The following is a 26,460-nucleotide window of genomic DNA, read 5'->3' as shown; positions in this document are numbered from 1 at the left end:
CCGAAGAGAGAGAACGGATCGACAAAAACTGTCGGAATCTACCGGTCCGACGGCCGCGTACGTGCCGAGACGGGTTCCGGTTCAGATTCGGCCTCGTGTTGTCGGTTCGGGAAACGGCCCTCGTTCTCAGCATGACGGTTCTCTCGTTGTCTCATTTGTCGGTCCTCGAGACGGGCCGAGAGCGTCTCTGCAACCGTACGGACGAGCACTTGTCCCGCGATCGGAATGCCGACGAGAACGACGAACCCAGTGGTCAACGCGGCTGAATACACGACCGGTGTCGGCCCGTCGGCGACGGCGACGACGGCCAAGGCGCTGGCGAGAACGACGAGCAGGAGGATCGCAGTCGCGACACTGAGTACCAGCTCGTCGAGCGGGCTTCGAGAAGCGGCCGGTTCGACGGAATCGGGCGGTGAATTGGTGTACATGACTCGAGTTGGCTCCTCGAGTGAGTGGACGCCCCGGCCGAGAATAAGTATAATCTGAAATATGGTTTTGTAATGTATCGGACTGAAAATCGTTCGAGTAGTGATGGGAAACCACGGGTGCCGAGGAAAAACGCCGGCGTCGCTCGGGCGCAGAATCGTTGGTTCTACCGCGGATGTGTATCCGAATTCGCTAGTCGACCACCGTCTCGAGGACGTCCAGTTCGTCGTCGAGCGTGATCCGAAGGCGGTCCCCGGCTAGCGGAATGGCGACCTCGAGTCGGTACGGATCGCGCTCGAGAATCGACGTGTGTTGGTCTGAGACGCACCAGGGGAGCGTCCAGTACGGGCGCTCGTCGAGCGAGACGCCCCGCTCGCGGTGGAAGCTCACGACCGTCGAGTGGTCGAGCAGTTGCAGTCCGACGGCCGAACACAGGCTGTGGCCACACTGCTGGCAGTCGTGATCGACGCGGACGCCGGCGCCGAGACAGCACTCCCCGTCGGCTTCCTCGACGACGGTCGATTCCGTTCGGCCGTTGCACTCCGGACACACTCCGTCGGCCGCCAGACAGTGCAGGTGTCGAACCCGCTGATCGAACGCGTCGGCTACCTCCTCTAACGTGCGGTCGTTCAGTCCGCCGGGCGGAAACGAGTACTCGCCGTGGCGCTGGTCGCAGTCCGTACACTCGATCGCCAACTGCTCGTCGACGTACTCGGCTTGCAGCGGACCGCCGCAGGTGACACACCCGCCCTGGACGGGAAACGGTTCGATCGTCGGCGTTTCGGTGAACGAGCCCGCGATAACCGACCGAACGACCTTCTCCCCGGCGTGTTTGAACTCGTAGCCGCCGTTCGCGGTCGAGGCGGAGTCGCCGTCGAGCGAGCCGTCGACGTTTCTGATGAAGTGCCCCGTCAGCTTCTGGAGGTGGTAGTTAAACTGCGCGGAGTCGCGCATCCCGACCCCGCGCCTGAGTTCGGAAAACGGGACGGGCTGTTCGTCGGCGGCCCACAGCGCCTCGAGGATCGCCAGCCGGGTTTCGTTCCCGATCAACGCGAACGCGTCGGCGGGATCCAGACAGTCGGTACACTCGAGGACTCCCTCGGATTCGCCCGACTGTCGTGAAGCGTTTGATCGGCTCATGTGGTGGTTCACGCGATCAACTGACAAAATCGTTCCCTTAGTCGAAATTTTGTAACGATTCCAACCAATGTAGTTCTCCTGCCCGAACCGCTCACGAACTACGGTTGGAATCGTTACAAAAACGTTTACACGAACTACCAATTGGGGTGACCGACAGTCACTCGAGTACGTTTCCGGCGGCGGATTCGCTCCGAGAACAGTAGGTTTATCAAGCGCACACGGGAAGGCATATTCAAGATTACTCATCGTCTTATGGCAGGAAATCAACAACCGGAGGTGAACATCGGGCTCGTCGGCCACGTCGACCACGGCAAGACGACGCTGGTACAGGCGCTCAGCGGCTCGTGGACGGACCAACACAGCGAGGAGATGAAACGCGGAATCTCCATCAGGCTGGGCTATGCGGACGCAACCTTCCGCACGTGTCCCGGGATGGACGAACCCGAGTGCTACACCGTCGAAGAGGAGTGTCCGGACGGCTCGGAGAGTGAGCCGCTACGGACCGTTTCGTTCGTCGATGCGCCGGGTCACGAGACCCTGATGGCGACGATGCTCTCGGGAGCGTCGCTGATGGATGGCGCAGTGTTGGTGGTCAGCGCCAACGAACCCGTTCCACAGCCCCAGACCGAAGAGCACCTGATGGCGCTGGATCTCATCGGTATCGAGAACATCGTCATCGCACAGAACAAGGTCGACCTCGTCGACGGCGAGACGGCGCGAAACAACTTCGAACAGATTCAGGAGTTCGTCGAGGGAACCGTCGCCGAAGACGCCCCCGTCGTCCCCGTCAGCGCGGGCCAGGACGTAAACATCGATCTGCTCATCGGAGCCATCGAATCGGAGATCCCGACTCCCGAACGCGATCCGGGAACCGACGCTCGACTTCACGTCGCCCGGAGCTTCGATATCAACAAACCGGGAACGACCTTCGAGGACCTCACCGGCGGCGTCCTCGGCGGCAGCCTGGTCGCCGGCGAATTCGAGGTCGAGGACGACCTTGAGGTGAAACCCGGCCGCGAGATCGAAGAGGGTGGACAGAGCGAGTACGTTCCGATCGAAACGACGATCCGATCGCTGCAGGCCGGCGGCGAAAACGTCGACACCGTCACGCCTGGCGGACTGCTCGGCGTCGGAACCGGTCTCGATCCGTCGCTGACGAAAGGTGACGCGTTAGCTGGCCAGATGGCCGGCCCACCGGGTTCGCTTCCACCGACGTGGGAGAAGTTCACGATGGATGTGGACCTGCTCGAGCGCGTCGTCGGCGTCGACGGCGGCGAAACCGTCGACGAGATCAGTACGGGCGAACCGCTCATGATGACCGTCGGCACGTCGACGACCGTCGGCGCGGTCACGAGCGCGCGCGAGGGCGAGTGCGAGGTCAAACTCAAACGCCCCGTCTGTGCGGACCCGGGCGCGAAAATTGCGATTAACCGCCGGATCGGCGCTCGATGGCGCCTGATCGGCCTCGGAACGCTCACGGAGTAAGTCACAATGAGTTCGCGGGTTGCCCTCGATACGAGTGCGCTGATGATGCCGGTCGAACTCGACGTGCGGCTGTTCGACGAACTCGACCGGATACTCGGGGAGTTCGAGCCGACGACACCACAACCCGTCGTCGAAGAACTTCGTCGCTTGTCGGAGAAAGGCGGCACGGAGGGCACCGCGGCGAACGTCGGCCACGACCTGGCGACCGACCGCTGTCTCGTGGTCGACACGGAGGAATCGTACGCGGACGACGCGCTGGTCGAACTCGCACGCGAGGGCGCGGTCGACTACGTCGTCACGAACGACCGCCCGCTACGCGACCGGGTGCTCGAGGCGAGTAGACCGGTAATTGCATTACGCGGGAGAAACAAGTTGGCAGTAACTCAACCATAGATGTACAAACGGGCTAGATTAACTGACACCGTAGAAGTACCGCCAGAGGAGCTCGGCGACGTTTCGCCGCTGCTCGTCAAGCGACTACTCCAGGACAAACTGGAAGGACGAATGGACGAGGAAGTCGGAAGCGTCGTCTCGGTCACCGATGTTATCGATATCGGTGAGGGGACGGTTCTTCCGAACGAGCCGGGCGTCTACTACGAGGCCGAATTCGACGCGATAACCTTCGATCCGCAGATGCAGGAGGTCGTCGACGGCACCGTCGTCGAAGTCGTCGAGTTCGGTGCCTTCGTCGGCATCGGCCCCGTCGACGGACTGCTCCACGTCTCCCAGATCAGCGACGAGTATCTCGCGTTCGACGCGGAGAACCAGCAACTCGCCTCGAACGAGTCGAATCGGACGCTCGGCGTCGACGACGCCGTTCGCGCGCGGATCGTCACCAAGAGTATCGACGAACGCAATCCGCGGGACTCGAAGATCGGTCTGACCGCGAAACAGCCCGGTCTCGGGAAACACGGGTGGCTCCAGGAAGACCGAGAACAACGCGAAGAAGCCGCGGCAGGTGAATAACGATGGCTTCGAATCGCCTCGTCTGTCGAGAGTGTCACCGGGTCAACGACGCCGACGCCGAAACCTGCGAAAGCTGTGCGTCGTCGTCGCTGACCGAGGACTGGGCGGGCTACGTCGTCATCGCCCATCCGACGGAGAGCCAGATCGCAACAGAGATGCAGGTCACCGAACCCGGCGCGTACGCGCTCAAGGTCCGGTGACGCGGTCAAACCGTGACTCGAACTGGCCCTGATGCCGACGACGACACAGGTCACAGCGACGACAACAACGCCGACGAAGTCGAATCTCCTCCGCCGAGTGACACTGACTCGAGCAGCGACGGCCAGTCCTCGCTCTCGCTTCCTGTCGACGCTCGAGGGGAGCTAAAAGACCCATTTGGACCAATCGAAACCGACGCCGATGTCCTGTTAGCATCGGTCTCGGGACCGCTCGTCGCCGTCGGCGACGTCGTCACCTATCACTTTTTACAGACCGGCCACCAGCCGGATGTCTCGCTGGTCGACGGCCGAACCAAACGCAGCGCCGTCGACGAGGAGATCGAATGCGCCGTCACCGACGGCGTCAACCTCGAGGTCGAGAACCCGCCGGGGGTCATCACCGAGGAACTCGTCGGCGCGCTAGTAGAGGCACTCGTGGCCGACGACCCGATTACGATCCTCGTCGACGGCGAGGAGGATCTCGCAGCGCTGCCCGCGATCGTCGCCGCACCCAACGGCGCGAGCGTCGTCTACGGTCAACCTGACGAAGGAATGGTCCACGTTCGCGTCGACGACGAGGTTCGGAGTCGGGTTCGGACGTTACTCGAGCGCTTCGAGGGCGACGGCGACGCAATCTGGGCTCTCCTCGAAGACGTCTAATGCGCCGATTGCGGTCCTAAAATCCGGATTCGGACACACAGCGAGAGTCGAGAAACTATTTACTCGGCGGCGTGAACGTGATGTATATGTACGATTTCGTTGTCGTCGGCGTCGGCCCGCCGGGGGCGCGCTTCGCCCGACGAGCGGCCGAGAACGGCTACGACGTGCTCGCACTCGAGAAAGGATCGATCGGCGAGCCGCTGGCTTGTTCGGGACACGTCAGTACCGATATCTGGACGTTCACCGGGGAGGGTGCTCGCGAGGAACTCCTTCAGAACGAGGTTCGCGGTGCGCGATTTCACGTCCAAGGGCCGGGGAGCGAAGCCTACCCCTTCTACAAGGACGAAGTCGTGTCGAACGTGATCGACCGTGTCGGGCTGGATCGCCACCTCGCGGCCCTCGCACGGGAGGCAGGCGCGGACGTTCGAGACGAACACACCGTAACTGCCGTACGCGAATCCACGGAGTCGGTCGAAATCGACGCGAAAGGGCCCGAGGGGGAGCGGACGTTCGAGGCCAAGATGGTCGCGGGCTGTGACGGCCCGCGATCGAGGGTTCGCGAGGCGCTTTCGCTCCCGGAACCGGACGAACTGCTCCACGGCGTTCTCGCGTTCTCGGACGAGGCCGACGACGAGGACTTCGTCGACGTCCACCTCACCGCGCCCCGGTTTTTCGCGTGGCGGATCCCCCGCGGCGACGCCGGCGTCGAGTACGGTCTCGCCGCGCCGCCGGGCGTACAGGTGAACAAGCACTTCGAGGAACTCGTCGACGGCTACGAGGTCAACGTCTCCCACCGGTGTTCGGGAGCGATTCCGATCGGACCGCCGGATCGCGTGACGACCCGACGAGGCTTTTTGCTCGGCGACGCCGCCGGCCAGACGAAACCGTTCACCGGCGGCGGCATCCTCTACAGCATGACCTGCGCCGATCACGCCGCTCGAGAAATCGATCCCGACCGCCCGACCTCCCTCGCGGCTTACGAACACGCCTGGCGTGAGGAACTCGAGCGCGAACAACGATTCGGCCACCTTATCCGTCGCGCTTACTCGCTTCCCGAACCCGTCCAGCGGATCGGGCTCGGCGCGCTCTCGGGCGAAATCGGCGTTCACATGGATCGACCGACGTCAGCGTTCTCCCTCGAGCACGCTCAGGCCATGGTCTCGAGTCTGCGGCGGTGACCGGATGGGGGACGATTCTTCTCGGGTTGGGCTGCTCTCAGCTCTTGTACCGCTCCTCGAGCAGAGGTTCGGAAGGTGAGTAGCTACAGATAATTATATTTCTATCATGGTGAGTCGTATATTTAATCACTCCAGTGGGAAGCAGTCCGGGGGACCACAAACCTGATCGCTATTTACTCCAGTAGGGAGTAGCGAGACTATTTTTGTAAAATCTCGCTGGACTCTTCAAACAGGTCGATAACTCGCTGTTCGATTTCATCGCGAATTTTATGCATGTAGTCTAGATTCTGTCTTTTGAGGTCATCAAGCGCCCACTCACGTCAACGTCGCTCTCGCTAAGTATTGTGCTGAAGCGTGACCATGCAAATCCTCTTCTCAACTGCGAGGCTAAACCTGTGCCACCATAACCTTCATATGAATCGAGAAAATACGATATGATGGTGATGACTCAGAGTACCCTCAACCGAATCTGGAATCGTCTCGCAAACCGATACAGGCAGGATGAGGGGTCCGAATGTTGTGGAACGGCTATCGAAGAAGTCCAATCTGATTCGACAGAAACCGAGTCCGAAAGCTGCTGCAAATAATTCGAATCGAGAAAATCAAATATGCCTAAGACAGATTCGCTACCCGACGAAGCCTACAGCGCACTCGAACGGCTGTACGACGATCCAGAAGAACGAATCGCCACCTTGCAGGATATCCGGCCATCTGAACAAGATGTCGCCGGTCAGGAGACCGTCTTCAAGGCCCTCGGGAATGAGGACCGCCTCCGAGTTCTGAGCGCACTCCGCGAATCCGAGTGCTGTGGTTGTGAGTTACAGATCGTGCTCGACGCACCCCAATCGACGGTCGCCACCCACCTCCGGAAGCTGAAAGAGGCAGGACTGGTCAAATCCCGGAAGAAGGGTAAGTGGAGCTATTATCGCATCGCCGATACCGCAGTCTTCGAACTGCTCGACCTCGCCCACGCCATTCAAGAGGACGTTTGAAATGCTTCCACCAGGCCTTACCAACGCACTCCTCGACTCGTGGGATTACTTCCTGCACCTCGCCGTCGTTCTCGTACCGCTGTTCATTGGGGCCTCCTTCCTCGTGGGCCTTGCACAGGAGTATCTCCCCCCAGAGAAGGTCGAACGCAAGCTCCATGGTCATGACGAAGGGACTGGCAACGTTGCTGCAGCTGGCTTCGGTGCGGTAACTCCGTTTTGTTCGTGTTCGACTGTCCCTATCCTCGCTGGTTTGTTGCAAGCAGGTGCGCCGCTTGGACTCGCGTTCTCGTTTCTACTTGCATCGCCCCTGGTCAACTGGATTGCAGTGGTTCTGCTTCTCGGCCTCTTCGGAATTGAGGTGACTGCCTACTACGTTACGATCACCTTCGTTGCCGCTGTCGTTGGTGGTATCATCATCGGACGGCTCGGATTAGTTGACCACGTCAAAGAGGTCCGCATTACGGATAGTACGAGTCAGGCCGTAGCGGACGGCGGGACCGTTGATTGCTGTGCCGGAGGGACAGCGAATGTAGAGCAGACGCATCGACAGCATTTCGAATCGGCCGCGCGTGAAGCGTGGTCGTTCTTCGTCGATACACTTCCGTATCTTATACTCGGAATGACGATCGGTGCGCTGATTCACGGCGCCGTTCCGGTTGATGTGATTCATACCGTCCTTGGTCCGGAGAACCCGCTCGCCGTGCCGTTAGCGGCGTTAGCTGGTGCCCCGGTTTACATTAGCCTCAGTGGCATGCTCCCCATCGCCGCCTCGCTCAGCGAACAGGGGATTGCGGTCGGGACCGTTCTTGCGTTCGTTATCGGTGGCGCAGGCGTGAGCATTCCGAATCTAATCCTCCTAAACAAGCTGTTCAAACGCCGACTATTGCTCGTCTACGCTGGAACCGTCGTCACAATCGGTATTACCGTTGGCGTCGTGTTCAATCTCTTCATCATCTGATCTCCATAATATCAGAGACCAACGCTTAGACACTCTAGTGAAGGTAGCAAGCCTGTTGGATTGCAGACTGGGTCCTGACCCATCAAACCAGCAGTCGACACAATCCTCGCCACAGCAGACTCCGAAAAACATGACACTCTACCGATAAATAACACTGATTGAAAACACTATCTTTCAAGAAGAGTCGACTTTCACTGACGATGAACAGCACGATCTTCTCGAAGAGGCGGGATTCCAAGACGTCCAAATCGAACCTCAGGACGAAACCCAAGACTTCATCCGGAGTGGGGTGACGACCGCGACTTAGACGAGGTACTCGTTTCTGCGACTATTCGGGCACACAAACCGAGCAATTAGCCACTTCGTTGGAATTTGCTCGTAACCCTTTCTGAATAAGTACCACTGAGTAGCGATTCGAGCTCGCTGTTTCCATCTGTTCACCGCACGAAAGACCGCCTGTTCTCGTTTGTAGATTCGTTATCCTCCGAACTTGTGCTCGAGTCACTCGTCCGGCTCGTCGGCCGCGCCGACCATTCCACAGACGATCTTCTCGGGCTCGATGATTTCCTCGCCCGACACCGCGTCCGAATCCAGCACCAAGATCGTGTCCTCGGGCATTCCCTCTTCGATGCGAACGTCGTGGCCCAGCTGGTCCTCGAGATCCTCGGCGTTGTCGATATCGGCCCCGTCGGTCTCGAACACGAGTTCCGCGTTGAGCGACGAAAGGACGAGCACGAGATCTGCCGTGTCGGCGTTTTCGACCGCGTACACCTCGAGCAGCGATTCGATCCCGTCGTAGCTCACCTCCTCGAGCGATCTGATCGTGACCCGTTCCGTGTCAGAACCCGCGGCGTCTTCGGACTGGGTTCGCACGCGTGCAGACAGCTCTTCGAAATCCGTACTCGAGTCCATACCGGATCGTTACCGTGTAGGACCAAGTCGCTGTACCCGGCTAGTACAGGCGGCCGAGATTTCGTTCCCGAAATCTGACCTCGAGATGCTATGCTGCCGCTTTCGTTCTGACAAAAGCTTTAACGGTCGGTCTCGAAGGTATTTCAACTAAGTATCATGAGGGATTATCTGCCGACGGCGGCCGTGCTGTCGGGCTCGTTGTTGCTGTTCGTTCCGTTGACTTTCCTGACGGTCCTCGCTGCGGCTGATACCCTCCGGATCGTCGCAGGTTTCGGCCCAGCCCAGAACGGGTTCGTCCACGCGACGGTCCTGTTCGCGGCGTTAGGTCTCGGGTACGTCACCGCGATGGAGATCTGTCGGGTTCGCTTGCACGGGTTTTCGGAACTCCATAGGGGGACCCGTTCGCGGCAACTGGCCCGACACGGCGTGTTGGGCGTCGTCGCACTCGCTGCGGCCGTTGTCCTCGTTCGGATCCTGGTTGCCGCGATATCGTTCGGTTTCGCGAACAACGATCCGGCTATTCTCGGACTCGGTGTCGCGGGGTACTGGCGCTCTCGTGGGTCGCTGTCCGCTCCGTAAACGCATTCCGCAGGGGAACTCGCCGCATTCAAAACGAGGCCTCGAGGTAACCGCCCCTCGAGTTACTCCGCCGAGGAACTCGCGTCCAGACCCACAAACGCGAGCGAAATGAGCGAGGCGTTGATTCCGACGAGCGCCACGACGAGCAGCCCCAGGGGCGGTTCGCCGTCGGGCGAAAGGGCGACCAGAACGAGCGCCCCGACGCCCGCCGCCCCGAGTCCCAGCGAGAGGACGAGATCCGACCACCTGTTCCACGAGTCTTCGAGCGTCGGCTCGAGTCTCGCGAGCCACCAGTCGCCCTCGACGGCGTTTGACTCGTTCGTTCTCGGTGTAATTCCGAACAGTCGGAGGATTCCCGTGGGCCCAACCGCGGCGGCGAGCGAGCCGATGCCGACGACCAACAGGGCGACTGCGGCCCGAATCGTCAGCACTCGAGACTCGAGGAGCAAGTAAAGGAGGAGGAGACACAGGCTGGCGACGCCAGCTAACACGCCTCGAAGGGCTCGAATTATCGACGCTCGCATGCTGTGTTACGACGTTTTTCGCGAGGGATAGTAGTTATCGTGATCTCTCACCCCGGGGGAGGTCGGCGAGCCTTCTGTTGGCCAACGAGTGGAAGCCACTCGCCAGCGAAATCCAGGTACCTACTCGTAGACGGGCAGCCGAGCCGATCGGTCGGACCCCTCGACGAACGGCAGCGTCGTTCGCTCTGCAGGGACTTCTTCCCCGTCCACTCGAATCGTTAGCTCCTCGGCCTCGAGGCCGTAGTCGACCGTCGCGAGAGCGATCGGGTACTCGAGCATCGGGCTCGTCTCGGCGCGGGTGATCTCGCCGACCGCGTCGTCGCCGTTGAAGACGGCCGCGCCGCTCGAGGGAATCGTCTCGTCTCCGTCGCTCCCGTCGGCATCGTTATCGCTTTCCTCGCCGCCGCTGGCCTCGAGCGACAGGCCGACGAGTTGCTTGCTCGGTCTCCCCCGGTTTTCGACCCTCGAGACGACCTCCTGGCCGACGAAACAGCCCTTCTCGTAGTCCACCGCGTGATCGAGTCCGAGAACGTTCGGGATGCGTCCCTCGAGTTCGGTCTCGAATAGGGGTGAACCAGCCTCGAGCGTGAGCGTGTCCCAGGTTCGGTAGCCGAAGGGTGCCGCGTTCAGTCCCTGATTCAGGAGGGTATCGTAGACGGCCGCCGCGTCGTCGGCTCCGCAGATAATCTCGTAGCTCTCCTCGCCGGTGAGCGCGTCCGTTCGAATCACGGTGACGCCCTCGTCACCCATCGATCCGCGAACGAAGGAGTAGCGTTCGTCGGGCGTCGACGACTGGTTTAACACGCTGGCGACCTTCTCGGTGGCTTTCGGGCCGTGAACGCCGAAAGTCCCGAACTCGTCGGTCGCGACGCGAATCTCGACGTCCTGAATGAACACCTTCTCGGACCACTCCTCCGCGAGGTCGTCGGCGAGATCCGGTGGGGTGAACAGGAGCAGTCGCTCGCCCGCGTTGTAGACGTAGAGTTCGACCTCGATTCCGCCTTGTGGGTCGAGAACGAGCGCGTAACAGCCGTTTCCGTCGTCGGCCGGAACCCGATTCGTGACGACGTTGTCGACGTACTCGACGCGCTCGTCTCCTTCGACCACGACGACGCCGTAGGCCGACTCGATCAAGCCGGCCGCGTTTCGAACGGCTCTGTGCGCCCGCTCCGGGCGACCGTAGTGTTCGACGATAGTTCGCCCCGCTCGGTCGCCAAACGTTGCCCCGTGGTCCTCGTGTAGCGACTCGATGACAGTCATACAGTGATCGAAGGGCCAGACGCTATCAGGAGTTTCGATCTCTCGAGTCTTTTGACTCCGTTCGCGCGGTGCGTCGATTGTTCGGCTCCGTTCGCGCGGTGTTCAGATCGTCAGAACGGAAACTGATCGCGAATCCAGTCGCGAAGTGACGACTCCTCGTTCTCGTCCGGTTCGTCGGGAACCACTCGATCGTCTGGTCTGATGACCGCGCCGCGCCCGTCTCGCTCGACGACGATCAGATCGTCGTCTTTGAGCGTCGCCAACGCGTCCTCCAGGTCGTCTATTTCGACCGAAACGGCCGCGCGAAGCTCGAAGACGGTCATCCCGTCTTCGATATTGTTGACGAGCACGTCGAGTACCGCCACTTGCGTTCGTTCCCGGTCCCGGTACTCCCGCTTCGCTTTCATTCAGTGACGTATTTGTCGACCCGGGATTTGACGTTTGCCGTTCGGTTGACCTCTGAATGGATCCCGTTTCTTCGTCCGTCGGCATATCCGCCGGAGTGAGGTCGTTTCAGGGTTGTTTCCGCAACCCTGACGGACGACTGTCTAGCCGTCAACGAGAATACCACTTGCAGTACGTTTTTTATGCCGTGAATAGATACGATTGGATAATGGTATTGCGATGTTCGCTGCTCGGCCACAACTACGGCGAGCCCGAAGTCGATCGCGAGCGTGAAGAACGGGGCAGCGAAGTCGTCCTCACTGTCACGGAGTTTCAGGCGTGTCAGCGCTGCGGTGAGCGAAACATCATCAGCGAGAACACGGAAGTGACGAGTATCGTCCCCGACGAGACGCCTCCCCGCGCTTCGGACGCTCCTGATGGTACCGACCGAGCAGCTGACGCTGCTCGTTCCACATCGGCCGACCCGTCCGCCGAACGGGCAACGGGCATCGAACCCGACTCGAGTGGTATCGTGGATGCCGAGCGCGACGCTGGATCCGTCGATGTCGAGACCGCACCGGGAGACGCCGTCGCGGCCGACCAAACGCCGCCCGAGGCCGCTCCGGATGGTCCCGCCGACGAAATCGACGTTCCGACGGACGAAAACGACGAGCCGATCGTCGACGATGGGGAAATCCTCGAGGACGACCAAGGCGATGACGCCTCGATTTCGGGCGATCGACGCCACGGTGAGTGGCCCGACTCGGAAGATGTCGGCCCGCCCGTCGGAAGCGATACGGAACCCAGCGCCTGGCCCGACGACGAACAAGCGCGTGCACAGGCCGTGACCGACGCCGACGAAGCCGGCGACCGCTCGTCGGAATTCGAAGACCAGCCCGAAGACGACGCCGTGATCCTCGAGAGCGGGTCGGAGACGACGGCCACGTCGAGTGGCAAACAGTTCGACCACTCCGTCGATGCGAGCGGCGAGCCGATCGCTGAACCCGACTCCGATCCCGAGCCGGCCGAGGGCTCCGAGACGAGCGCCGTTCAGGCCGAATCCGTCACCGAGTCCGCCGCTGGCTCACGCTCGTCGGGTCCCGAAACCGGTATCGCCAGTGCCGAGAGCGCACCGGCTCCGGGAGAGAGTTCGCGCCCGGATGGAGAGGCCACGGAGTTTTACTGTCCGCAGTGTCGGTTCGTCGCGCCGGGCGACAGCGGCTCGCTCCGAACTGGCGACATCTGTCCCGAGTGTAAGAAAGGATATCTCGGCGAGCGAACGGCGTAGCGATCCAGTCTGTCCGTTCGTTCAGGATTCCGCCGATCGATCTCCGATTACTGTTTCACCGTCTTCAAGGCGGAGGTTTCACCCTCAAGGAACCGGGCTTTCGGCCCCGGTGAAAGTACGAGCGAGTAGTGTAGGGTCACTTACTCTTGTTGCTAGTCTGGTGATACTGGTTTTGCGTTCGCGGGGACGTCATTCGGCGACAACCTCGTCTTCGCCAGCCGGAGACTATGAAAAGAGGTAAACACTCCGCCGTATATCTCCAATTCATGAAGGAGTACAAGATGCGACGTGGTGAACACCTCGAGGATCGGATTCCGGACATGGAAGCCACGGTCGAGGAGTACTTCGGACCAATCACCGGCACAGAGGAGTTCAAAGGAAGCGATCTCTACGTTATCGCTGAACCGGACAACCCCGTCTTCGAACGTATTATCGTCGGTACAGTCGAGTACTCCGGCAAGAAGGACAAACTCGCCGTCGATTTCGTCGAGCGCGATCCAGCCGAACTGGGTCCCGACGAACTCGAGGCGGCTGGCGACGCCGTCGACGCGAAAAACGATTTCCTCCTTGAGGCGACCGCTCGAGACGCTAAGTCCCGACGCGATTCGTTGAAACGCTCCGTCGAGGACGATCCGGACCACGATCTGTAAGCGGTTTCTCGTTGCGTTTCGATCCGTTTTCCGTCGGGAGCTTGCGGTTTCGCCGACCACACAGTCGGTTTTGAAATTCGAGGGATGTTCGTTCTGCGCTCGAGACGGCGTCTCGCTCTCCGGAGCGTCTGCTTCGAAATAGCTAAAACGTTTTCACCGCAATCGCCCGCTAATGGAACTGCAGACGTTCATCTTCGCGACGGCAGTTGCACACCTCGGATTCGCGATGTTCATCGTCGGCCACGCGAACTGGACCGATCAGGAGTCCGGCAACTGGCCGTACATCACGCTCGCGTTCGGACTCGCGGGGCTTGCAGGTTATTTCTTTTACGACGAACTCGAGGGGTCGGGCAGCATCTAGACGGGGGAAAGACCGATTCGACGACTTCGATTAGGCTACGCTAAGAAGACGTGTCGCGGCCGGTCCGCGAGAACGTCGCGCCCGAACTCGACAGTTTCGGCGAACGCGTCGCTTCGGAAGAACTCCATCGCGTCCTCGCGGGAATCCCAGCGACTGGCGATGAACATGTCGAGTTCGTTTTCGCGGTTGATCAGCAGATCCGTTTTCCGGTGGCCGTCCATATCGGCCAGCAGACCGGCGACGTCGCCGAACGTCTCGACGAAGTCCTCCCGGTGTTCGTCCTCGACGGTGTAGAACATTCCCATCGTTCCCCAGGAGTCCGACTCGTCGTCGCCGGCTTGTCGAACGATTTCGGGGAGATCGGAGAGAAACCCGGCCGCCGTACTCGCCGCGCGCTCGGTGTCCCAGAGACTCACAATAGCCGTTTCGGCGTCCTCGTCTCGAGACTCGTAGACGGCCGTCTTCACGTGCGTGTCGTAGTGATCGAAGTTCGTCCGCAGGCCGTCAACCTCCTCGAACAGTTCCTCGGGGTCTGCCGCCGAGTAGAGGACGACCGCGTGAACGTCCTCGCCGTGTGGCTGGCCGGCGTAGACGCCGACGTCCTCGAGTTCCTCGCGGATGTCCGCGTCGTCTTCGCTGTCCCGTCCGGAGTCACCGCCGTGGTCGTGGTAGCTGTCTCCACCGGACCCGCCGTGATGTCCGCTGGAACCGCCGTGGCCGCCTTCGCCACCGTGGTGGTGGCCGCCTTCGTCGCCGTGGTCGTCTCCGTGCGCGTGGCCCGAACTCGCGGCCTCCTGTGGCACGAACTCGCCCGAGAGGTACGCGCCGAGGTTTTCGGGTGCGAACCGGCGGCCGAAGAGGAATCGTCCGAACTCGCCGAATCGGGAGCTCGAAGGGTCGAATCGCATTTCATAAAGCAGTTCCTTGATGTCCGTCGGATCGTCCCCGAAGAGCGTGATGCCCCACTCGTAGTCGTCGAGACCGATACTGCCGGAGATGATCTGCGTCACTCGGCCCGCGTACTGCTTGCCGATCTCGCCGTGGCCGGACATGTAGTCGGCTCGCTCGTCGAACGAGAGATCGTACCAGTTCCACTCGTCGTCGCGGCGTTTGTCCATCGGATAGAAGTTCGCGTACTCGAAGTCCGGAATTTCGGGTTTGAGCCGCGATTCGATGTAGCGGGCCATGCCGGTATCTTCGACTTCGCCGTCTTCTTCGAAGTACTCTTCTGACATGTAGCCCGAGACTTCGGTCACCGAGACGTAGGAGTCGACCTGCTCGGTAAACTCGGCGAGGGCGGTGTGTTCGAACCGCCGCTCGAGGACGTCGATATCCGCTGGTGACGGGCGAAGATGCAAGAACATGAGGTCGGCTTTGTGGCCGAGAATCCCGTACGTCGCCGAGTCTCCTTCCTCGGCGTCCTCGAGTCGTTCGCACGCGGAGAGGTACTCGATTCCCTCTTCGATCGCCTGTTGGCGGCGACGCTCGGGAGCGTCTCGCCAGGCGTCCCAGTCGATCGACCGGAAGTCGTGAAAGACGTACCAGCCTTCCTCGGTCTGTGGCGGTCTGCGTCGTTCCATACGACGGGGTTAGGTCGGGGTCGCTAAGAAGGACGGGGTTTTCGTCGCAGGTAGCCGTCGGCTACTCACGCCACAGGTTCCGACGCCGGCCGCCGATTGCGCCGACCGAAACCATTTACGTCCGCCGATTTAAATCAGGGCGTATATGCGGAAAAGCGGGCCACCGAAAGGAGTTATCGCCTATTTCGTTCTCGAACTGCTCGAGGAAAAGCCGCGATACGGCTACGAGATACTTAAGGAGATTCGCGACATCAGCGGTGGCCACTGGGAACCGTCCTACGGCTCCGTCTACCCAATCTTGTACAAGTTCGAGGAGAAGGGGTGGGCCGAACGAATCGAACGCGAAGACGAACCCGACCGGAAGTACTTCGAACTCACCGACTCGGGGTACGAGGAACTCGAGAACCGTCGCGAAAGCGGGTCGGAAAAAGCTCGAGACTTCGCCGACGTTATCCTCGGATTCTTCCACGTCTATGCGGCCTTCTCGACCGACGACCGGTTCGAGATTCCCGACCTCGAGGGCGAGTGGCGCTTCGACGAGGAGTTCAGCGCGTGGGTCGTCGAACAGGTCGTTCGCCACCACGAGCACTACTTCGACGCCGACTTCGAACGCATCGAGGACACGCCCGAGGAGTTTTACGAACGACACGACGTCGCCCACGACGACGAGTAACTGTGGACGGGTATGCGGACCAGTCGTTCGTCGTTGGTTTGCTCGAGTTCTTGTGGTAAGTACAGGCGGTACACATATCACACCAACCGCGAGCGACCGAAGGGAGCGAGCGGGCCGAGGATTCCCTCGAAGCCGCGCCAACGGCGCGGCTGAGGGGGTGACGACGTGCTTTTCATCAACGTTTTGCCGAGTGCGGTCGCGGAGCGACCGCACGCAGAGCAAAAGGTTGGCATCTGTAGTGAACACCAGCAAGCTATTGGACGCTTCTCAGGCCAGCATTCCCGGCGCGAACAGCATCGCGAGGAAGCTGATCAGCATCGTCACGCCGACGATCGTCGTGACCATCCGAATCATGCCACGGTTCGCCTCGATCGGTAATCGGGAGGCGACGGCTTCCGTGCTCGTCCGGAGGATGTGTCCGCCGTCAAGCGGGAAGGCGGGGATGCAGTTGAAGAAGCCGAGCTGGACGTTGATCCAACCTGTCCAGAACAGCAGGTTCGCGACGATGAACACCGTTCCGTCGCCCAGCGCCGCTAGCGACCCCTGCACCTCGTAGAAGTTCTCGACGCCGCCGGTGAAGCCGGCGAAGTTGAACGGCAACAGGTCGGTGATGCCGATGATCGGGAGGAACAGGACGAGTGCCATCTTTCCAAGGAACGAATCGGTGATCCCGCCGAAGCTGTCGTCTTCGTCACCGCCGAGGATCGAGAGGTACTCGCCGGCTGGATAGTACTGGATTCCGAGGTCGTTCATGGAGAACCCCGAGACCTCTTCGATCGTTCCCACGCCGAGGAGCCCGTGGCCGAACTCAGGGTGCTCGTCTACCGTCACGTCGTACTCGACGGACTCGCCGCCGACGTACCCCGAAATTAGCACCTCGTCGCCGGGATCGGTTTCCTCGAGGACGTCGTTGAGATCGTCGGTCGATTGGGTCACCTCGCCGTCGATCTCCGTGATCACGACGGGTTCGTCGGTCGGTGCGCCCGCCTCGGCGAGCGGCCCGTTCTGTCCCACCTCGACGACCGCGCCGGTCGGCACGTCCTCGAGTTCGACGATCTCGCCGTCGTCGCCGCGTTCGACGGTGAGCGTGACGGTTTCGTCGTCGCCGACGGCGTCGAAGAATTCGGCTTCCGTGCCGACGTCTTCGCCGTTAACCTCGAGAATCGTATCGCCGATGTCGATGTCCGCGGGTCCGCCTTCGATCGCGACGGTTACGAGTAACGACCGCTCGACGGTCGTCGTTTCCCCTCCGTTGAGTTCGACCTCAACCTCGTCGCTGTCGATTTCCGTAAGCAGTTCGTCGAGGTGGTCGTTCGATTCGACCTCCGTTCCGTCGATCGCGGTGATCCGATCGTTCGCGCCGATATCGGCGTTCGCGGCGGGAGAGCCCGGTGCAGCGCCGCCGACTGACGCACCGGGAGCGACCGCGATCGCACCGGCGATCGGGCCAAAGAGTAGTGCGAACGCCACGAGAGTAATCGCGAAGTTGTTCGTCACGCCGGCGGCGAACATCCGGGTTTGTCCGCCGCGACTCGCGTTTTTCGAACTCTCCTGTTCAGGTTCGACGAACGCGCCGATCGGCAACACGGCGAGCATCGCGACGCCCATCGATTCGATATCGATGTCCTCGACCCGACAGAGCAGTCCGTGTCCGCCTTCGTGGACGACGAGGCCGACGAGCAGGCCGAAGATGATACCCGGCGTGGCAGAGAGCGGCAAGAAGTCGTTGACGCCGGGGATAACGAGCACGTTCCGCGGCGTCTGAATTCCGGACGGCTCCGGCGACATGAGCGCACCGACGGCCGCGAGCAGGAGGAAGACGAACATACTCCCCATCACGACGATGGCGATGCCGACGCCGAAGTTCGCCCAGGCTCGCCAGAACCGTTTGGGACCCGCGACCCAGTCTAAAAACGCCCGTCCGCGTTTCGTGTGAATCGTCAGAATCGGCCCCTGCGCGCCGACGTACGACGGTAATAGCCCTCGCTTCCGAAGCGCGATGATCGCGAGCCAGTACGCCGCGAGACCGACGAGAATCCACGATAAGATCCCCGAGGTAAACATCTCGAGGAAAGCAGGTGATGTCGCTGTAAACGGACCGGACTCCATTATCACCCTATCAGGGAGGGGCTCTCAAATGGCTTTTGTCTACGAACGCTCCGAAATTCGACGGCCCACCGTTTCGTTACCGTTCGCGTCGAAGACGCGCGACGACGAACCCCTGATCTACTTTCGCGAGGAACGGCCCGAGCTTCGGCCCCTGCTCTTCGTCGAAAAAGAGCGTATAACCCGCCGAGAAGAACGATCCCATCTCGACGTCGTGGCGCTTTGCGGTCTCGTAGATCTCCTCTTGTATTTCGTCGGGACCGTGTCCCTCCTCGATGAAATCCGCGAGTTCCTCGAGCGCAACCTCGGTCGTTTCGTCGAAGTCGTGGTCCGGAATCGCGCTACGTTTGAGTTCGTAGTCGAACTCGTTCTCGGTCCGGCGCGCCCAGTTTCTGGCCTGCTCGACGCGACCGAGCGCGTCCGCGACGGCCCACTCCGGCGCGTCGTCGGGAATGTGGCCCTCGCGACGCGCGATCTCTTCGCGCAGGTCCAGATCGTCGGTCATGCCCAGTACCGCCGCGAAGGTGTAGGGAAGTCGGATCCGCTCTTCGTCCGGTTCGTCGACGACTAACGGATAGACGCGCTCTGCGAACGCCTTTTCGTCCTCGCTCGCTTCGACCTCGCCGTAGTAAACCGACTCGAAGCGGTCGAACTCGTCGACGAGCAGGTCGAGTCGTTCGACGCTGAAGTCTCGAGCCTTGCTCGGATCCTTCGCGAAGAAGTACCGGAGCACTTCGGGCTCGATCAGTTCGAGAACGTCCGAGACCAAGATTACGTTCCCCGCGGAGGAGGAGAAGGGCTCGCCGTCGAGGGTGAACCACTCGTAGACCATCGGGACCGGCGGTTCGATCCCGAGCACGTTCTCGGCGACGTCGATCCCGCTCGGCCAGGAGCCTTCGGCGTGGTCCTTTCCGAAGGGCTCGAAGTCGACGCCGAGCGCCTGCCACTGGGCAGGCCACTCGAAGCGCCACGGCATCTTCCCTTCGCGGAGCGTCGCGGTTCCCTCGTGGCCGCAGCCGTCGATGGTCTGGTCGCCGGCGTCCATATCCGTACAGCGGTAGTCGACGGTTCCGGCCTCGAGATCGATATCCGTCACCGTCTCGGTGAGCTTTCCGCAATCGGAACAGATCGGGTTAAAGGGGACGTACTCGCCGTTCTCGTCCACTTTGTCCTGATATTTCGAAAGGACTTCGCGCGCCGTCTCTCGGTTCTCCAGGACGTCTCTGGTAATCTCCTCGAGGTCGCCGTCTTCGTACAGCTCGGTGGTCGAGACGAACTCGAGGGGTACGTCGACCGCCTCGGCGCTGTCTCTGATGATCTGTGAGAAGTGGTCGCCGTAGGAATCACAGCACTCGAAGGGGTCCGGAATGTCGGTGTAGGGCGCGCCGAGATTTCGACCGAGCGTGCCGGCGTTTACCTCGCCCAGGTCGACGAGGTTCCCCTCGAGATCGCAGAGGGTTCGGGGCAGACCGCGAAGCGGGTCGCGGTCGTCGCCGGTAAACACTTGTGTCACGTCGTGGCCGCGCTCTCGGAGGACCTCGGCGACGTAGTAACCGCGCATGATCTCGTTGACGTTCCCGAGGTGGGGGACGCCGGAGGGTGAGATGCCGCCCTTGATGACGACGGGTTCGTCCGGCTCTCGCGCTTCGACTCTATCCGCAACGTCGTCCGCCCAGAAGGCGTGGTGCGTTTCGCTATCGTCTTCGCGCTGGAGGGTGTAGGGGCTCGAATCGGTCGTTTCGTCGTTTCCAGCGCCCTCGGTGGTCTCGGTTTCGTCGACGTTCGTCGCGTCCGGATCGGGACTCATTGCTCGTCGCTCGCCCAGTAGGTCGGTTCTTCGCCCGCTCGTTCCGGGATAACGTCGGTTCCTTCGTGTTCTCCCTGTCGAACGGCTCGCGCGATTCGGTCCGGGTCGGTGCCGTCGAGGACGATGGTGCGCATCCCGGAGCGTTCGATGATCTTCGCGGCCAGCAAGTCGACTGGTGCGGAGGCTCCGGCGTTCATCTCGAGGCCGGCGATCACGTCGACGAGCTCGCTCGCGGTGAGTTCGTCGTACTTCGTCGCGCCGTCGGTTTCGTTGGGGTCGTCGCTGTAGACGCCCGGAACGCTGGTCGCGTAGATCAAGAGGTCGGCGTCGACGTACTCCGCGAGGGCGGCTCCGACGGCGTCCGTCGTCTGTGCAGGTGCGACGCCGCCCATAATGCAGATATTCCCGCGACGGAGGGCTTCGCTCGCTTGTTCGTAGTTCTGTGCGGGTGCGGTGACCGACTCCTCGCTGAGCGCGGCGATGAGCAATCGTGCGTTCAGCCGAGTGACGTCGATCCCGAGCTGATCGAGCTCGATCTCGTTGGCATCGAGCTCTCGAGCCGCGCCGATATAGTCGCGAGCGACGCCGCCGCCGCCGACGACGGCCCCGACGCGACACCCTTCCGAGACGAGGTTTTCGACAACCTCGGCGTGTTCTGCGACTCGAGCCGAACTCGGGTCGGGCACGAGTACGCTACCACCGATAGAAACGACCACTTTCATACTACAGCGGTGTAGCGTGGTGGCGGGCTTAAGGATTATCAAGCCTGACTCCGAGCGGGTGGGAGTCTCTTTCACCGTGTCGACGGGCGTTTCCCGGTGATCGACGGTCCGCGTTCGAGGGCGACAGCTACAAAGACCAACGCGTGCTACCGTTCTCGTATGCACGTACTCGGTATTCTCGACCGCGGCTCGAGCGACGGGACGCTCGATCAGGTCGTCGACCGCGTGGTCGATCGCCTCTCTCGAGCGGGACGCGTCGGCGTGGTTCGATACGATGCGACGATCGCCGACGGGACACACGAATCGCTGACCCCCGGTGGCGACGTCACCTACGATCTCGGTGCCGACGGTGACTGGACGGCAGCCGGAACCGGACTCTCCGTCGGAGACGCCCTCGACGCGCTGGTCCCCGACTGCGACTACGCGGTCGTCGTCGGCGTTTCGACACCCCGATACCCCTCGGTCGTGGTTGGCGAGGGGGATGAACAGTCGGCTGCTGGCACCGTTCTCGCGTCGATCGAGTCGTCCAGCGACCTCGAGGAAGACGACCTCGTCGATGCGCTCGAGGCCCACGAACCGTACGAAACCCTCGAATCGCTCGTCGCCGAGGTCAAACGGTCACCAGAGGCGGATCAAGCCGGTGCGATCGCGACGTTCACCGGCCGCGTCCGAGCGAAAGACGACCCCGGCGACGAGCGCACGGAGTACCTCGAGTTCGAGAAGTACGAGGGCGTCGCCGAACAGCGCATGGCTGCGCTTCGCGAGGATCTCGAATCCCGAGACGGCGTCTACGAGGTCGTTATGTATCACCGGACTGGCGTCGTCAAAGACGGCGAGGATATCGTGTTCGTCGTCGTTCTGGCCGGTCATCGCGAAGAGGCGTTTCGAACGGTCGAAGACGGAATCAACCGATTGAAAGACGAGGTCCCACTGTTCAAAAAGGAGGTCACGGTCGAAGACGAATTTTGGGTCCACGAACAGTCTCGATAATTTATCTCCCTGTCCTTGTCGATGGATTAACGAATATGGTGTCATATCTTGAATGTTTGGAAATCGTGAGTTTCAAAATCGAAATAACGTATTAGATACTGTTATAAAACTTCTAACTTGATATGAAACAGTCCTAATGGCGATTATAAATGGGTGTGAAACGTCTCTAGCCCCCTTTCTCCCTGAATACAGCCGAAATTTTGCTAACCGACCTTCCTTTATAACATACTACCCCGACAAGGAGCTATTGTCGATGAGCACTACAGCCCAACCCTCCACGGAAAGCAAGGAACGTCGCCTCAAGAATTACCTGCGTAATCGCGCAGAGGACGGCGAACTGTACTTCAAAGGGAAGTTCATCGCTGATGATGTCGGCATGTCTCCCAAAGAGATCGGCGCGCTAATGGTCAAACTCTCGGAGTCCGCGACGGACCTCGAGGTCGAGAAGTGGTCGTACACGAGTGCGACCACCTGGCGCGTTGAACCGGCCTAATAATTGGTGTCGCCTCCAGGTCACACGTTGTCCACCCCCTGTCCGTGTCGGCGCGTCAGTGACGCTATCCGGCACACTCTTTCCCACCGTTTTCTCGAGACACGGTACCGACCGATACTCACTGTCTGCCACCCGGCACGTTATTTATACGAACTGAGGGTGAACCACCGATGATGGACGGTCCGGATTCGTCCGACGTCGGACGACACTGGTATTCCTCTGCCGGAACTGATGTCGATCCTCCCGACGACGGTCCCTCGCTCGAGCGAATCGAGTCGACGTTCGTCGTTTCTGAAACGCGAACGGAGGAGGAGACGCTTCTGTACTTCGGTACGCCGCTCGTGTCACCGGAGGCGATGATGCGCGAACTGTGGTCCGTGTTCCGCGAGTCGGGATACGAAGCACAGCTCACGGTTCGTGACGGAAACTACGTGATCGTCGCCGAACCGACTCAGGTCGGTATCGACGGGATCCCTTGGACGAACCTCTTTTTGTTCGTGGCGACGGTCGTCTCGACGCTGTTCGCGGGCTCGATGTGGTACTACATCGATCCGTTTTCGAATCCGATGGAGATCTGGCGGGCCTGGCCGTTTACTGCGGCCCTTCTCGGCGTACTCGGTGTCCACGAGATGGGGCACTATCTGATGAGCCGGTACCACAAAGTCGACGCCTCGCTCCCTTATTTCATCCCTATACCGACGCTCATCGGAACGATGGGTGCGGTCATCAAGATGAAAGGCCGAATGCCCGACCGCAAGGCGCTGTTCGATATCGGCGCTGCGGGTCCGCTCGCAGGGTTAGTCGCCACGGTGGGCGTAATCAGCATCGGGCTCCATCTGCCGCCCGTTGAGCGTCCTGAGGCGCTGCTTAATAACCCGAACACCGTCGAGTTCATCATCGGGTATCCACCGTTGATGGAGATGCTCGCATCCGTCTTCGATCAGCCGCTGTATCAGGACGACCCCACGAGAGACGTGAATCCGGTCGTCATCGGCGGTTGGGTCGGGCTGTTCGTCACGTTCTTGAATCTCATTCCCGTGGGCCAACTCGACGGCGGGCACATTCTCCGCGCGATGGCTGGCTCCGTTCAACGAACGATCGCAGCGCTCGTTCCGGGCGTCCTGTTCGCACTCGCGGGGTATCTCTACTACGTCAACGGCCACGACGGCAATTCGATACTCATCTGGGGCTTTTGGGGGCTGATAACGGTGTTTATTGCCACTGCAGGTCCCGCTCACCCCGTTCGAGAGGACCCGCTCGATAAGAAGCGGTTCGCGCTCGGAATACTCACGTTCGGCCTCGGAATTCTCTGTTTCACGCCGGTTCCGGTGACGGTGGTCGGCTAGTCGTTCCTCGGCTCGAGTGCAGGGCTATCGTTCCCGGCTTGTGGTCGCTGGTGTGTCGTTGTCGTTTCGGCTCCTGCTCACCCGTGTGTGTATCCCCGATCCGGCAGCGGCTCTTTATCCATCGTTATGCCGTCCTCGACGACCGTCCCAATCGAGCTCAGCCCGACTGTCGTCGCTTCTCGAGCCGATTCGAACGCCGGTTCGGGAATCGTCGCGACGAGTTCGAAGTCCTCTCCGAAGGTAGTCGCCCGCTCGAGCGCTTTCCCCTCCGTTTCGGACGTCTCGAAGACGGCGTCGTCGATCGGGATTTCCGCTGCGTTGATTGTGAACCCACAGTCCGAAGCCTCGGCGAGCTGGTGGAGTGATCTGGCGAGTCCGTCGCTTGAGTCCATCATCGCGGTCGCGTCGGAAGCGAGCACCCGTCCGGCGGCGACTCGAGGCTCGAACCGAAACAGCTCGTTCGCACGGTCGCCGTCTGCGTCTCGGTCGCCCGAGCCGTCCTGGTTACGAGCGCGCTCGAACAACTCGAGTGCGGCCGCGCTGCGTCCGAGCGTTCCGGTGACACAGACGAGATCGCCGGGTTGGGCACCGCTTCGGAACACGGGCTCGTCGGTCGTGCCGAACGCCGTCGTCACGGCCGTAAACTCCTCGTGATCGTCGAGGTCGCCGCCGACGTACTCCGCGCCGACGAGCGAACAAACGTCGCTCGCGCCGCGGACGAACGCTAACAGCTCTTCCTCGTCGAATTCAGGGGCGGCATAGGCTGCGACGGCAGCGGTCGCCGTTGCACCCATCGCCGCGACGTCGGAGAGCGACGCGCCGACCGCGCGCCAGCCCGCGGTGTACCGGCTCGTTCCCGGCGGAAAATCCGTGGTCTCGTGAAGCATATCCGTCGTCACGACGAGATCGTCGACGACGGCGGCGTCGTCCCCGACCGGCTCGAGTTCGTCCTCGAGCACTGCCAGCGCGGCGCGTTCGTCCATACCCTTCCTTTCGACTCGAGGGCGAAAAACGGTCCGGCACGACGGAACCTCGTCCGATACGGCGGAATCGCGACCGACAGACCCGAGACGCCGGAACCGCGTTCGATTGCCGGAACTGCGCCGGTGATTCGATCACCTCAGACCCGGGCACCCGTGTCGTGTCACGACGGACCACAGTTTCCGGCTGCACCCACAACGATGGTCTTAAATGCCGCGGAAGGGAACCAAACGCCAATGGCTACGATGTACGACGTTCCGGCGGACGCGCTCATTGATGCGCTCGCCGAGGACCTCGAGGACCGACTCGACGAACCCGACTGGGCACAATTCACGAAGACCGGCGCAAGCCGCGACCTGCCACCGAAACAGGAGAACTTCTGGGCAGTCCGCGCCGGCAGCCTGCTCCGCAAGATCGCCGACACCGGCCCGGTCGGCGTCGAACGCCTCTCGACCGAATACGGCGGTGCGAAGGGCGGATCGAACCGCTACCAGGTCTCTTCGGACAAACGAACTGACGGCTCGCGAAACATAATCCGAACCATCCTCCAGCAACTCGAAGAGGAAGACCTCGTCGAGACCGCGGAGGGTGAGGGTCGCCGAATCACGGCCGAGGGTCGCAGCTTCCTCGACGAAACCGCCGGCAACGTCCTCGAAGACCTCGACCGACCGGAACTCGAGCGCTACGCGTAGACGACTCACCGCCGCCGTCGACGGCTGGGACGTTCCACGTCGTCGACCGGACGGCTCGAGACGAGGCGACTATCGACTCGTTTTCGAACGATTTCGTTCGGAGAGCGGTTGCACTGATCGCCCGGGTCCGTAATCATTTTCCCCACTGCGGGAATAGATGAGTGTATGAGTGACACGCCTGATGACGAGAATATCGAAGAGCTCCGTCAGAAGAAAATGGAGAAGCTACAGAACCGTGCGGAAAACCAGGGCGGCGAAGGGTCCCAGGAGGCCGCGAAACAGCAAGCCGACGCCCAGAAGCAGGCGCTGCTTCGGAAACACCTGACCGACGAGGCCCGCCAGCGGTTGAACACCGTCAAGATGAGCAAAGAACAGTTCGGCGAGCAGGTCGAACGACAGGTCGTCGCGCTTGCCCAAAGCGGGCGTATCCAGGGCAAGATCGACGACGAGAAGATGAAACAACTGCTCCAGGAACTCCAGCCCGAGAAGAAGAGCTTCGACATCAAGCGGCGCTGATGGAGCTCGGATTGCTCTACAGCGGCGGCAAAGACTCGACGCTCGCGGCGTTGGTTCTCGAAGAGTTTTACGACATCACGTTGTTGACCGCCCACTTCGGCGTCACCGACGACTGGAAACACGCCCGAGGGACGGCCGAATCAATCGGTTTTGCATTTGAGCGCCTCCAACTCGAGCCAGGTGTCGCGGAGGAGGCCGCCGAGCAGATACGCGAGGACGGCTTTCCCCGCAACGGGATTCAGCTCGTCCACCAGCACGCCTTAGAGCGGGCGGCCGAGGAAGGGTACGACGCCGTCGCCGACGGCACGCGGCGGGACGACCGGGTTCCGACGGTGTCGCGAGCGCAGGCCCAGAGCCTCGAGGATCGCCACGGGGTCGACTACATCGCCCCGCTCTCGGGTTTCGGGCGGACGGCCGTCGATTGCATTGTCGAAAACACCCTCGACGTGACCGTCGGCCCGAGCGAGGAGATCACGCGAGCGGATTACGAGGCCGAGCTCAGGGCCCTCATCGTCGATACTGATGGGGAGGCCACGATCGGGGAGCTCTTTCCCGATCACGAGCAGACCCACGTGACCGACGTTCGATAGCGAA

The 26,460-nt window shown here is 61.2% G+C and carries 30 protein-coding genes; 19 read left to right on the top strand and 11 right to left on the bottom strand.

The genetic code is table 11. The features are described from left to right. Positions 1 to 38 precede the first annotated feature (38 nt). Both ACZ5C7_RS06170 and ACZ5C7_RS06165 read right to left on the bottom strand, forming a co-directional pair. Positions 39 to 428: a hypothetical protein gene (locus tag ACZ5C7_RS06170; protein ID WP_464375475.1), complete on the bottom strand. Its 390-nt coding sequence runs from the start codon at positions 426 to 428 to the stop codon at positions 39 to 41. Between the two features lie 190 nt (positions 429 to 618). Further along, positions 619 to 1,566: a DUF7351 domain-containing protein gene (locus ACZ5C7_RS06165; RefSeq protein ID WP_464375474.1), complete on the bottom strand. Its 948-nt coding sequence runs from the start codon at positions 1,564 to 1,566 to the stop codon at positions 619 to 621. Between the two features lie 252 nt (positions 1,567 to 1,818). Here ACZ5C7_RS06165 and ACZ5C7_RS06160 point away from each other — a divergent pair, with 252 nt between their 5' ends. The 8 genes from ACZ5C7_RS06160 (at position 1,819) to ACZ5C7_RS06125 (ending at position 8,002) form a co-directional block, all read left to right on the top strand. Further along, on the top strand, positions 1,819 to 3,051 hold the full coding sequence (locus tag ACZ5C7_RS06160) for a translation initiation factor IF-2 subunit gamma (protein ID WP_464375473.1): 1,233 nt from the start codon (positions 1,819 to 1,821) through the stop codon (positions 3,049 to 3,051). A 6-nt stretch (positions 3,052 to 3,057) separates the two neighbouring features. Further along, positions 3,058 to 3,444: a PIN domain-containing protein gene (locus ACZ5C7_RS06155; RefSeq protein ID WP_464375472.1), complete on the top strand. Its 387-nt coding sequence runs from the start codon at positions 3,058 to 3,060 to the stop codon at positions 3,442 to 3,444. Next, a complete protein-coding gene (locus ACZ5C7_RS06150; protein WP_464375471.1) occupies positions 3,445 to 4,017 on the top strand; it encodes a DNA-directed RNA polymerase in 573 nt (190 codons plus the stop codon). It begins immediately after the preceding gene. A gap of 2 nt (positions 4,018 to 4,019) precedes the next feature. Beyond that, a complete protein-coding gene (spt4, locus tag ACZ5C7_RS06145) occupies positions 4,020 to 4,217 on the top strand; it encodes a transcription elongation factor subunit Spt4 (protein ID WP_464375470.1) in 198 nt (65 codons plus the stop codon). Between the two features lie 12 nt (positions 4,218 to 4,229). Beyond that, positions 4,230 to 4,874 carry a GTP-dependent dephospho-CoA kinase family protein gene (locus ACZ5C7_RS06140; RefSeq protein ID WP_464375469.1) on the top strand — a complete coding sequence of 215 codons (645 nt, stop codon included), beginning with the start codon at positions 4,230 to 4,232 and terminating at the stop codon, positions 4,872 to 4,874. An 86-nt stretch (positions 4,875 to 4,960) separates the two neighbouring features. Then, positions 4,961 to 6,052 carry a geranylgeranyl reductase family protein gene (locus ACZ5C7_RS06135; RefSeq protein ID WP_464375468.1) on the top strand — a complete coding sequence of 364 codons (1,092 nt, stop codon included), beginning with the start codon at positions 4,961 to 4,963 and terminating at the stop codon, positions 6,050 to 6,052. Positions 6,053 to 6,660: 608 nt separating this feature from the next. Next, positions 6,661 to 7,044 carry an ArsR/SmtB family transcription factor gene (locus tag ACZ5C7_RS06130; protein WP_464375467.1) on the top strand — a complete coding sequence of 128 codons (384 nt, stop codon included), beginning with the start codon at positions 6,661 to 6,663 and terminating at the stop codon, positions 7,042 to 7,044. A gap of 1 nt (position 7,045) precedes the next feature. After that, the gene (locus tag ACZ5C7_RS06125) at positions 7,046 to 8,002 is read left to right on the top strand and encodes a permease (RefSeq protein ID WP_464375466.1); all 957 of its coding nucleotides are present in this window, start codon (positions 7,046 to 7,048) and stop codon (positions 8,000 to 8,002) included. A 501-nt stretch (positions 8,003 to 8,503) separates the two neighbouring features. Here the strand turns inward: ACZ5C7_RS06125 and ACZ5C7_RS06120 are convergent. Next, positions 8,504 to 8,914 (bottom strand): hypothetical protein, encoded by a 411-nt coding sequence (locus ACZ5C7_RS06120; RefSeq protein WP_464375465.1) that lies wholly within the window; start codon positions 8,912 to 8,914, stop codon positions 8,504 to 8,506. Between the two features lie 156 nt (positions 8,915 to 9,070). Here ACZ5C7_RS06120 and ACZ5C7_RS06115 point away from each other — a divergent pair, with 156 nt between their 5' ends. Continuing rightward, positions 9,071 to 9,493 (top strand): hypothetical protein, encoded by a 423-nt coding sequence (locus ACZ5C7_RS06115; RefSeq protein WP_464375464.1) that lies wholly within the window; start codon positions 9,071 to 9,073, stop codon positions 9,491 to 9,493. Between the two features lie 62 nt (positions 9,494 to 9,555). Here the strand turns inward: ACZ5C7_RS06115 and ACZ5C7_RS06110 are convergent, their stop codons facing one another. The 3 genes from ACZ5C7_RS06110 to ACZ5C7_RS06100 form a co-directional block, all read right to left on the bottom strand. Beyond that, the gene (locus tag ACZ5C7_RS06110; RefSeq protein ID WP_464375463.1) at positions 9,556 to 10,017 is read right to left on the bottom strand and encodes a hypothetical protein; all 462 of its coding nucleotides are present in this window, start codon (positions 10,015 to 10,017) and stop codon (positions 9,556 to 9,558) included. Positions 10,018 to 10,137: 120 nt separating this feature from the next. Continuing rightward, the gene (ygfZ, locus tag ACZ5C7_RS06105) at positions 10,138 to 11,277 is read right to left on the bottom strand and encodes a CAF17-like 4Fe-4S cluster assembly/insertion protein YgfZ (protein WP_464375462.1); all 1,140 of its coding nucleotides are present in this window, start codon (positions 11,275 to 11,277) and stop codon (positions 10,138 to 10,140) included. A 110-nt stretch (positions 11,278 to 11,387) separates the two neighbouring features. Further along, a complete protein-coding gene (locus ACZ5C7_RS06100; protein ID WP_464375461.1) occupies positions 11,388 to 11,684 on the bottom strand; it encodes a DUF6432 family protein in 297 nt (98 codons plus the stop codon). Positions 11,685 to 11,890: 206 nt separating this feature from the next. Between ACZ5C7_RS06100 and ACZ5C7_RS06095 the strand changes: the two genes are divergently transcribed. From ACZ5C7_RS06095 to ACZ5C7_RS06085, 3 genes are all read left to right on the top strand, one after another. Then, positions 11,891 to 12,949 (top strand): DUF7093 family protein, encoded by a 1,059-nt coding sequence (locus tag ACZ5C7_RS06095; protein WP_464375460.1) that lies wholly within the window; start codon positions 11,891 to 11,893, stop codon positions 12,947 to 12,949. 266 nt (positions 12,950 to 13,215) lie between these two features. After that, positions 13,216 to 13,599, top strand: a complete 384-nt coding sequence (locus ACZ5C7_RS06090) for a DUF5611 family protein (protein ID WP_464375459.1) — start codon at positions 13,216 to 13,218, stop codon at positions 13,597 to 13,599. Positions 13,600 to 13,771: 172 nt separating this feature from the next. Continuing rightward, on the top strand, positions 13,772 to 13,960 hold the full coding sequence (locus ACZ5C7_RS06085; protein WP_464375458.1) for a hypothetical protein: 189 nt from the start codon (positions 13,772 to 13,774) through the stop codon (positions 13,958 to 13,960). Between the two features lie 35 nt (positions 13,961 to 13,995). Here the strand turns inward: ACZ5C7_RS06085 and ACZ5C7_RS06080 are convergent, their stop codons facing one another. Continuing rightward, the gene (locus ACZ5C7_RS06080) at positions 13,996 to 15,540 is read right to left on the bottom strand and encodes a heme-binding protein (protein WP_464375457.1); all 1,545 of its coding nucleotides are present in this window, start codon (positions 15,538 to 15,540) and stop codon (positions 13,996 to 13,998) included. Between the two features lie 145 nt (positions 15,541 to 15,685). Between ACZ5C7_RS06080 and ACZ5C7_RS06075 the strand changes: the two genes are divergently transcribed. Continuing rightward, on the top strand, positions 15,686 to 16,213 hold the full coding sequence (locus ACZ5C7_RS06075) for a PadR family transcriptional regulator (protein ID WP_464375456.1): 528 nt from the start codon (positions 15,686 to 15,688) through the stop codon (positions 16,211 to 16,213). A 267-nt stretch (positions 16,214 to 16,480) separates the two neighbouring features. Here the strand turns inward: ACZ5C7_RS06075 and ACZ5C7_RS06070 are convergent, their stop codons facing one another. The 3 genes from ACZ5C7_RS06070 to pyrH form a co-directional block, all read right to left on the bottom strand. Continuing rightward, complete coding sequence (locus ACZ5C7_RS06070) at positions 16,481 to 18,322, bottom strand: site-2 protease family protein (RefSeq protein ID WP_464375455.1); 1,842 nt, start codon at positions 18,320 to 18,322, stop codon at positions 16,481 to 16,483. A gap of 76 nt (positions 18,323 to 18,398) precedes the next feature. Continuing rightward, positions 18,399 to 20,126 (bottom strand): lysine--tRNA ligase, encoded by a 1,728-nt coding sequence (gene lysS, locus ACZ5C7_RS06065; protein ID WP_464375454.1) that lies wholly within the window; start codon positions 20,124 to 20,126, stop codon positions 18,399 to 18,401. Then, entirely contained in the window at positions 20,123 to 20,848 is a 726-nt protein-coding gene (gene pyrH, locus ACZ5C7_RS06060) for a UMP kinase (protein ID WP_464375453.1), read from the bottom strand. Before pyrH ends, lysS begins: the two co-directional genes overlap by 4 nt. A 159-nt stretch (positions 20,849 to 21,007) precedes the next feature. Here pyrH and ACZ5C7_RS06055 point away from each other — a divergent pair, with 159 nt between their 5' ends. From ACZ5C7_RS06055 to ACZ5C7_RS06045, 3 genes are all read left to right on the top strand, one after another. After that, on the top strand, positions 21,008 to 21,838 hold the full coding sequence (locus ACZ5C7_RS06055) for a molybdopterin synthase (RefSeq protein WP_464375452.1): 831 nt from the start codon (positions 21,008 to 21,010) through the stop codon (positions 21,836 to 21,838). A gap of 253 nt (positions 21,839 to 22,091) precedes the next feature. Next, complete coding sequence (locus ACZ5C7_RS06050) at positions 22,092 to 22,331, top strand: DUF7123 family protein (protein WP_283835861.1); 240 nt, start codon at positions 22,092 to 22,094, stop codon at positions 22,329 to 22,331. A gap of 173 nt (positions 22,332 to 22,504) precedes the next feature. After that, positions 22,505 to 23,677: a site-2 protease family protein gene (locus ACZ5C7_RS06045; RefSeq protein ID WP_464378405.1), complete on the top strand. Its 1,173-nt coding sequence runs from the start codon at positions 22,505 to 22,507 to the stop codon at positions 23,675 to 23,677. A 77-nt stretch (positions 23,678 to 23,754) separates the two neighbouring features. On the opposite strand, the gene thiL is transcribed toward ACZ5C7_RS06045, so the two are convergent. Then, entirely contained in the window at positions 23,755 to 24,660 is a 906-nt protein-coding gene (thiL, locus tag ACZ5C7_RS06040) for a thiamine-phosphate kinase (protein WP_464375451.1), read from the bottom strand. A gap of 234 nt (positions 24,661 to 24,894) precedes the next feature. Between thiL and ACZ5C7_RS06035 the strand changes: the two genes are divergently transcribed. From ACZ5C7_RS06035 to ACZ5C7_RS06025, 3 genes are all read left to right on the top strand, one after another. Further along, entirely contained in the window at positions 24,895 to 25,350 is a 456-nt protein-coding gene (locus ACZ5C7_RS06035) for a 30S ribosomal protein S19e (RefSeq protein WP_464375450.1), read from the top strand. Positions 25,351 to 25,515: 165 nt separating this feature from the next. Beyond that, positions 25,516 to 25,866: a DNA-binding protein gene (locus ACZ5C7_RS06030; RefSeq protein WP_464375449.1), complete on the top strand. Its 351-nt coding sequence runs from the start codon at positions 25,516 to 25,518 to the stop codon at positions 25,864 to 25,866. Then, entirely contained in the window at positions 25,866 to 26,456 is a 591-nt protein-coding gene (locus ACZ5C7_RS06025) for a DUF7411 family protein (RefSeq protein ID WP_464375448.1), read from the top strand. The genes ACZ5C7_RS06030 and ACZ5C7_RS06025 overlap by 1 nt, the downstream gene beginning before the upstream one ends. Positions 26,457 to 26,460 lie beyond the last annotated feature (4 nt).

The organism is Halostagnicola alkaliphila, from assembly GCF_055379965.1.
Note: the sequence above shows the minus strand (reverse complement) of the source record. Positions and strands in the feature narration are given on the sequence as shown.